Here is a 7,937-nt window from a genome sequence, read left to right as displayed (position 1 = left end):
GGGGGGGGGGGGGGGGGGGGGGGAGGGAGAACCCGCTATCAGAAGTGGGTGTTGACGCTCAGGTACCAGGTGCGGCCCGATTCATTGTAGGTCTCGGCGCCGGCGCCGTACATCGTGCCGGTGGCGCCCCCGGTGGTCTGGGCGTTGCCCGCGCGCCAGTGGCGCTTATCGAAGACGTTATCCACGCCGCCGGTCAGACTGACGTATTTGGTGACGTCCCAGGTCGCGCTCAGGCCGAGGATGCTGTAGGGGCTAACCTCGTTCTTCTCGCTGCCGGTGACCGGTTGACCCTTGTAGTTGTACTTCTTCGGCTCCTGCTTGCCGTACCAGGTGAAGGTCGACTGCAGCGAAACGTCATCGCGAACCTGCCAGCTCAGCGTAGAGTTCAGCGTGTATTCCGGGATAATCGACAGACGATCGCCGGTCTTTTTGTTCTTACTCTGCAGCATATAGGTGATGTTGTTGGTCCAGTTGACGGTCTCGCTCACCGGAACGTTCAACGTCCCCTCCAGACCTTCCACCACCGCTTTCGGCACGTTTTCCCACTGGTAGAGATCGGTACCTTTATTGTTTTGATAGACCGGGGCATAGCCCGCTTCAATCTTGTTGCGGTAGTCGTTGCGGAACCAGGTGACGCCCGCCAGCCAGCCGTCGCGTTTAAACTCGAGGCCAATCTCTTTGTTGATGCTGGTCTCGGCTTTTAAGTCGTCATTACCCTGCAGATAGCAGCCGTCTTTACTGGCGTAGCAGCCCTGGCCTTTACTGTAGAGAATGTAGTTCGGGTTGGTCTGATACAGGCTCGGCGCTTTATAGGCGCGGGCGATGCCCATCTTCAGCGTGAAGTCATCCCACAGGCCCTGCGACAGGTTGAGGGACGGGCTCCAGTTATTGCCGACAATGCTGTGATGATCGAAACGCAGCGCCGGAGTCAGCATGGTGGTGTCGGTCAGCTCCATGTTGTTCTCGGCGAACAGCGAGAAGATTTCCGCCTGCGAGTACGGGCTGCGGCCGGTGCTGTCGTAACCCGGAATTTCGCCTCCCGACAGCGCCTGGGTGTTGGACGCGTTATCCTTCATCCGCTGTTGATTCCACTCGCTGCCCAGCGTCAGGTTCTGATTAACCAGGTAGTCGAACGGGATACTGACTTCACTGTGCAGCATCACATCTGACAGATCGATATCCGAGAACTGATTACTGTTAAAGATCCCCTCGGTGCCCCCGGCCAGGCCTTCGCCTTTGCGCGAGTTGCGGGTGCGCTCGTACTGCGCCCAGTTGCTGGTGGTCACCCCGTTGTCCCAGGCGCCGTTCCAGGTGACCGAGTAGGTGTTGCGGTACAGCCGGTTGGTCTCTTTACCGTAGTTCTCTTTTACCAGGTCGTTGGTGTTGGTGTTCTGGGTGTCGCCAGCGTAGAGGTTGCCCTGGCGGCTGTAGCCGGCTTCAAACTCCAGCGACTGCATCGGAGCGAATTCCCAGCGCACCAGACCATCGATGTTTTTGTTTTTCACCCCTTCGCGCCCGGCCGGCAGAGTATCGGCATAGATCCCGGTACGCTCGGACTGATGGCCCTGGTTGATATCCCAGGCGTCAGCCTGCGTTTTGTCGAGGTTACCGAACAGGCGGAAGCTAAAATCGCCGCCCAGCGGGCCGCTGAGGCTGAAGTTAGTGCGTTTGGTGGAGCCTTCATCCTTGTGCTCCGGGGCGTTCATATAGGTGTTCCATGAGCCGTGCCACTCATCGCCGGTTTTTTTGGTGATGATATTCACCACGCCGCCGGCGGCGCCGTTGCCGTAGCGGGCGGCGGCCGGGCCGCGAATCACTTCGATACGTTCGATCATCTCCGGCGGCACCCAGCTGGTATCGCCGCGGGTGTCGCGCTCGCCGCGCCAGCCAAGGCGCACGGAGTTGCGGCTGGTGACCGGCTTGCCGTCGATCAGGATCAGGGTATTTTCCGGACCCATGCCGCGGATATCAATCTGGCGGTTGTTGCCGCGCTGGCCGCTGGTGGAGTTGCCGGTCAGGTTGACCCCCGGCATGGTGCGAATGATCTCCGAGACGTCGCGCGCCGGGGGGCGTTTGCGGATCTCATCGGCGGTGATGGTGGAGACGCCCGGCGCCTGCAGGTTCTGCTCGGCGGCGGTGACCACCATGGTCTCTTCAGCGGCGCTGTTTTTATCGTCGGTGGCGGTTTCCGCTGCGCTTAACGGAAAAGCAACCCCGTAAATTCCCAGATTGACCAGCAAGGCCAGGGATTTGATCCTGTTATTCATTGTTATTCCTGCTTTTTGTCGCCACGTTCCCCAAACGCCCCTTCCCACCGGGAGGGGAGGCGGCATAAATGTTGCCAAAAGCGGGCAAAGGCACTCCGTCGCTGGCTGAATAAGCCCGATTTGACATGTTCTGATGAAAGACGCGCTTCCCACGGCGCGCTAATACGCTATTGCAAATGCAAATAGTTATCAATAATATTATCAATAAATAATGACAATTAATTAAAAAAGTCACGCTATACATAGGGTTAATGACAGAATGTTAAGGACAGGAAGCGAGGAGTGGTGGCAAACCCTGCGGGGGCCGCAGTGCCGCGCAGTGGATGACGCCATCGAGGTAACGTTCTGGTGGCGGGACCCGGCGGGGGATGAAACCCGCTCTCCCCATCGTCGGGTATGGCTCTATATCACCGGCGTGACCGACCACCATCAGAATGCGCGACCGCAATCGCTGCAACGTCTCCCCGGGACCGACGCCTGGTTCTGGCGCACTACACTGTCGCCGACCTGGCGCGGCAGCTACTGTTTTATTCCCTCCGACCGTGACGATGATTTTTCCCCTGAGGTGTTCAGCGCTGACGCGCCCGACCGCGCGCTGCTACGCGAAGGCTGGCGCAAACTGCTGCCGCGGGCGATAGCCGATCCGCTGAACCCGCACAGCTGGCTGGGCGGACGCGGCCATGGCGTGTCCGCCCTGGAGATGCCGCAGGCCCCCGCGCAGCCCGGCTGGGACCCGCTTAATGAGGCGCATCCTGCCGCCCGTTGCCTTGAGTGGCGCAGCGCGCGTCTGGGCAACCATCGCCGGGTCTGGATCTACACCACCGGCGAGGTCGTCGACCCGCAAACGCGGCCGCTGGCGATCCTGCTCGACGGCCAGTTCTGGGCCGAAAGCATGCCGGTGTGGTCGCCGCTGGCCGCCCTGACCCGCGAGGGAAGACTGCCACCGGCGGTCTACCTGCTGATCGACGCGATCGACAACCAGCGCCGCGGGGTTGAGCTGCCCTGTCACCGCGATTTCTGGCTGGCGGTGCAGGAGGAGCTCCTGCCGCTGGTCCACGGCTATGCCCCGTTCAGCGACCGCCCGGATCGGACGGTGGTGGCCGGGCAAAGCTTCGGCGGTCTGGCGGCGATGTTCGCCGCTCTCAACTGGCCGCAGCGCTTTGGCTGCGTGCTCAGCCAGTCAGGCTCCTACTGGTGGCCGCACCGTGATGGCCGCGGGACGGGCTTTATCGGCGAACAGCTTCGCCAGGGTGAGGTGTCCGCGGCCGGGCTGCGCGTCTGGCTGGAAGCGGGCCAACGCGAACCGATCATTTTTCGCGCGAACCAGGCGCTACTGGCGCAACTCACCACAACACAGCAGACGATTTTCTGGCGTCAGGTTGACGGCGGGCATGATGCGCTTTGCTGGCGCGGCGGGCTGACGGCAGGGCTTATCCAGCTCTGGCAGCCTCTGCTGTCGCACCCTTAGCATCGCGTTTTACGACAGGAGTTTGATATGCAATTCAGTAACCCCTTCGACAATCCGCAAGGGCAGTTTTACATTCTGCGCAATGATCAGCAGCAGTACAGCCTGTGGCCGGCGCACTGCGACCTGCCTGCCGGCTGGGCGGTGGTGTGCCCCCCGCAGTCGGCCGAGGCCTGCAACGCCTGGCTGGCGGCCAACTGGTCGACACTGACCCCCGCCCATCATGCGTCATAAGGAGCTGACAATGACCACTCGTTTACCGCTGGTTGCCGCGCAGCCGGGGATCTGGATGGCCGAGCGCCTCTCCACTCTGCCAGGCGCCTGGAGCGTGGCCCACTATGTTGAACTACGCGGCGCCCTCGACCCGACGCTGCTGGGAAAAGCGATTGTCGCCGGTCTGCAGCAGGCGGACACCCTCAGCCTGCGCTTTGAGGAAGAGGAGGGGGAAGTCTGGCAGTGGCTGGCGGCCGACCGCACCTTTGGCGAACCGTCGATCATTGACCTGCGGACGGCGCCGGATCCGCATCGCGCCGCCACGGAGCGGATGCAGGCGGATCTGGCGCAGGATCTGCGCGTCGACGGCGCCAACCCGCTGGTGTGCCATCAACTGCTGCGCGTCGGCGACGACCGCTGGTACTGGTATCAGCGTTATCACCACTTGCTGGTGGATGGCTTCAGCTTCCCGGCGATAACCCGGCAGATCGCCGCCATTTATCGCGCCTGGCAGCGGGGGGAAGCCACTCCTGAGTCGCCTTTCACCCCCTTCGCCGAGGTGGTGGACGAGTACCAGCGCTACGCCGGCAGCGAGGCCTGGCAGCGGGATAAAGCTTTCTGGCAGGCCCAGCGCCAGGCGTTACCGGCGCCTGCCTCACTCTCTGCCGCGCCGCTGGGCGGGCGCGCCGCCGGGAGCGATATCTGGCGGATGAAGCTGGAGATGAACGCCGACGCCTTCCGCCGCCTGGCCAGCCATGCGCCGCAGTGTCAGCCCGCTGACCTGGCGCTGGCGCTCACCACGCTGTGGCTGGGCCGCCTGTGCAACCGGATGGACTACGCGGCGGGCTTTATCTTTATGCGCCGGATGGGTTCAGCCGCGCTGACCTCGACGGGGCCGGTGCTCAATGTCCTGCCTCTGGCGGTGCATATTGACGCCCGGGAGACGCTGGCGGACCTGGCGATGCGCCTCGCCGCTCAGCTGAAAAAGATGCGCCGCCATCAGCGCTATGACGCCGAGCAGATCGTCCGCGACAGCGGCAAAGCGGCAGGGGACGAACCGCTGTTCGGCCCGGTGCTGAACGTCAAAGTCTTTGATTACCAGCTGGATATCGATGGTGTGCAGGCAGTGACCCACACCCTCGCCACCGGCCCGGTCAACGATCTCGAGCTGGCGCTGTTCCCGGATGAGACCGGCGGGCTGTCGCTGGAGATCCTCGCCAACAAGGCCCGGTACGACGAAGCCGAGCTCCGTCGCCACATGGCGCGACTGACCGCGCTGCTGGCGCAGTTCGCCGCCGATCCGGCGCTGCGCTGCGGCGAAGCAGAGATGCTCTCCGCCGACGAGCTGGCCCGGCTGGCGGCGGTCAACGATACCGCTGTGCCGCTGCCTGCCACCACCCTCAGCGCGCTGGTGGCCGACCAGGCGCGGAAGACCCCGGATGCGCCGGCGCTGGCGGACGCCCGCTGGCAGTTCAGCTATCGCGAGATGCGTCAGCAGGTGGTGGCGCTCGCGCAGCTGCTGCGTCAGCGCGGCGTGAAGCCGGGCGACAGCGTGGCGGTGGCCCTGCCGCGCTCGGTGTTCCTGACCCTGGCGCTGCACGGCATTGTCGAAGCGGGGGCCGCCTGGCTGCCGCTGGACACCGGCTACCCGGACGACCGCCTGCGGATGATGCTGGAAGACGCCCGGCCGTCGCTGCTGATCGCCACGGAGGATCAACTGGCCCGCTTCAGCGATATCCCCGGGCTGGAAAGCCTCTGCTACCAGCAGCCGCTGGCCGCCGGGGATGAGGCGCCGCTGGCGCTGTCAAAACCAGACCATACCGCCTACATCATCTTTACCTCCGGCTCCACCGGGCGGCCGAAAGGGGTGATGGTCGGCCAGACCGCCATCGTCAACCGCCTGCTGTGGATGCAGGATCGCTATCCGTTATCTGCGGACGACGTGGTGGCGCAGAAAACGCCGTGCAGTTTCGACGTGTCGGTGTGGGAATTCTGGTGGCCGTTTATCGCCGGCGCGCAGCTGGTGATGGCCGAGCCGGAGGCGCACCGCGACCCGCAGGCGATGCAGCAGTTCTTCGCCCGCTACGGCGTGACCACCACCCACTTTGTGCCGTCGATGCTGGCGGCGTTTGTCGCCTCGCTGGATGCCGACAGCGTCGCTGCCTGCCGCACGCTGCGGCGGGTATTCTGCAGCGGCGAAGCGCTGCCGACGGAATTGTGCCGCGAGTGGGAGCGCTTGACCGGCGCGCCGCTGCATAACCTGTACGGCCCGACGGAGGCGGCGGTGGACGTCAGCTGGTATCCGGCCTGCGGCCCTGAGCTGGCGGCGGTGACCGGCAGCAGCGTGCCGATTGGCTGGCCGGTGTGGAACACCGGGCTGCGCATTCTCGATGCCGCGATGCGCCCGGTACCGCCGGGGGGGGCGGGGGATCTTTATCTCACCGGCATCCAGCTGGCGCAGGGCTATCTGGGGCGCCCGGATCTCACCGCCAGCCGCTTTATCGCCGACCCGTTTGCCCCCGGCGAGCGGATGTATCGCACCGGCGACGTGGCGCGCTGGCTGGCGAACGGCGCGGTGGAGTACCTTGGCCGCAGCGACGATCAGCTGAAGATCCGCGGGCAGCGCATCGAGCTTGGCGAGATTGATCGGGTGATGTCGGCCCTGCCGGACGTGGGGCAGGCGGTGAGTCACGCCTGCGTCTTCAACCAGGCGGCGGCGACCGGCGGTGATGCCCGACAGCTGGTGGGCTATCTGGTCTCTGACTCCGGCCTGCCGCTGGATACCGCGGCGCTGAAAGCGCGGCTGGCGGAACAGCTGCCGCCGCATATGGTGCCGGTGGTGCTGATGCAGCTCGCTGAGCTGCCGCTGAGCGCCAACGGCAAACTGGACCGCAAAGCGCTGCCGCTGCCGACCCTCGGCGGCGAGCGCAGCGGCCGGCCGCCGGAGCCCGGCATGGAAACTCTTGTCGCCGCCGCCTTCAGCCAGCTGCTGGGCTGCGAGGTGAACGATATCGACGCCGATTTCTTCGCCCTTGGCGGCCATTCGCTGCTGGCGATGCGCCTGGCGGCACAGCTCAGCCGCCAGCTGGCGCGGCAGGTGACCCCGGGGCAGGTGATGGTGGCCTCGACGGTGGGCAAACTGAGCGCGCTGCTGGCCGCCGATCTCAGCGATGAGCAGGCCCAGCGCCTGGGGCTGGATACGCTTCTGCCGCTGCGCGAGAGCGACGGCCCGACGCTGTTCTGCTTCCATCCCGCCTCCGGCTTCGCCTGGCAGTTCAGCGTCCTGGCGCGCTATCTCAGCCCGCGCTGGTCGATTACCGGTATTCAGTCGCCGCGCCCGCAGGGGCCGATGGCCAGCGCCGCCAGCCTCGACGAGGTGTGCGAGCATCATCTGCGCACGCTGCTGGCGCAGCAGCCGCACGGCCCTTATTACCTGTTCGGGTATTCGCTGGGCGGCACCTTAGCCCAGGGGATTGCCGCCCGCTTGCGCCAGCGCGGCGAAGCGGTGGCCTTCCTCGGCCTGCTGGATACCTGGCCGCCGGAGACGCAAAACTGGGCGGAGAAAGAGGCCAACGGGCTGGATCCCGAGGTACTGGCGGAGATCGACCGCGAGCGCGAAGCGTTCCTCGCCGCCCAGCAGGGGCAAGCCTCCGGCGAGCTGTTCAGCGCTATCGAAGGCAACTATGCCGATGCGGTGCGGCTGTTAACTACTGCCCACAGCGCGAAGTTTGACGGCAAGGCGACGCTGTTCGTGGCGGAGAAGACGCGGCAGGAGGGGATGGATCCGCAGGTCGTATGGGGCCCGTGGGTGGGGGAACTGGAGGTGTTCAGCCAGAACTGCGCCCACGTCGATATCATCTCCCCGCAGGCCTTTGAGGCCATCGGTCCGGTGGTCAGGGAGATTCTGGGGTAACGGTTGAGTTCGGGCTACAGCAGGTAGCGCACGCCCCGCCCGGGTGCCCAAGGGGGGGGGGGGGGGGGGGGGGGGGGGG

The 7,937-nt window shown here is 65.0% G+C and carries 4 protein-coding genes; 3 read left to right on the top strand and 1 reads right to left on the bottom strand.

Going from position 1 to position 7,937, the window contains the following annotated elements:
* Positions 1-38: 38 nt before the first annotated feature.
* On the bottom strand, positions 39-2,267 hold the full coding sequence (fepA, locus tag HMPREF9538_RS26545) for a siderophore enterobactin receptor FepA (RefSeq protein ID WP_009483791.1): 2,229 nt from the start codon (positions 2,265-2,267) through the stop codon (positions 39-41).
* 259 nt (positions 2,268-2,526) lie between these two features.
* On the opposite strand from fepA, the gene fes reads away from it, so the two are divergent.
* From fes to entF, 3 genes are read left to right on the top strand one after another with little or no spacing between them, the layout of a single operon-like run.
* Complete coding sequence (fes, locus tag HMPREF9538_RS26550; RefSeq protein WP_009483790.1) at positions 2,527-3,735, top strand: enterochelin esterase; 1,209 nt, start codon at positions 2,527-2,529, stop codon at positions 3,733-3,735.
* A gap of 27 nt (positions 3,736-3,762) precedes the next feature.
* Positions 3,763-3,966, top strand: coding sequence for an MbtH family protein (locus HMPREF9538_RS26555; RefSeq protein ID WP_004178967.1), 204 nt, complete (start codon positions 3,763-3,765; stop codon positions 3,964-3,966).
* A gap of 10 nt (positions 3,967-3,976) precedes the next feature.
* Positions 3,977-7,858, top strand: a complete 3,882-nt coding sequence (gene entF / locus HMPREF9538_RS26560; RefSeq protein WP_032456962.1) for an enterobactin non-ribosomal peptide synthetase EntF — start codon at positions 3,977-3,979, stop codon at positions 7,856-7,858.
* Positions 7,859-7,937 lie beyond the last annotated feature (79 nt).

The sequence above is a fragment of the Klebsiella sp. MS 92-3 genome, from assembly GCF_000195655.1.
GTDB classification, from domain to species: Bacteria; Pseudomonadota; Gammaproteobacteria; order Enterobacterales; family Enterobacteriaceae; genus Klebsiella; species Klebsiella pneumoniae.
The sequence above is the reverse complement of the archived record's forward strand: the minus strand, read 5'-3'. Positions and strand labels throughout refer to the sequence as shown.

Excerpts from the sequence above, each read along its gene's own strand:
- fepA (WP_009483791.1), bottom strand. The coding sequence starts at position 2,267 with ATGAATAACAGGATCAAATCCCTGGCCTTGCTGGTCAATCTGGGAATT.
- fes (WP_009483790.1), top strand. The coding sequence starts at position 2,527 with ATGTTAAGGACAGGAAGCGAGGAGTGGTGGCAAACCCTGCGGGGGCCG.
- HMPREF9538_RS26555 (WP_004178967.1), top strand. The coding sequence starts at position 3,763 with ATGCAATTCAGTAACCCCTTCGACAATCCGCAAGGGCAGTTTTACATT.
- entF (WP_032456962.1), top strand. The coding sequence starts at position 3,977 with ATGACCACTCGTTTACCGCTGGTTGCCGCGCAGCCGGGGATCTGGATG.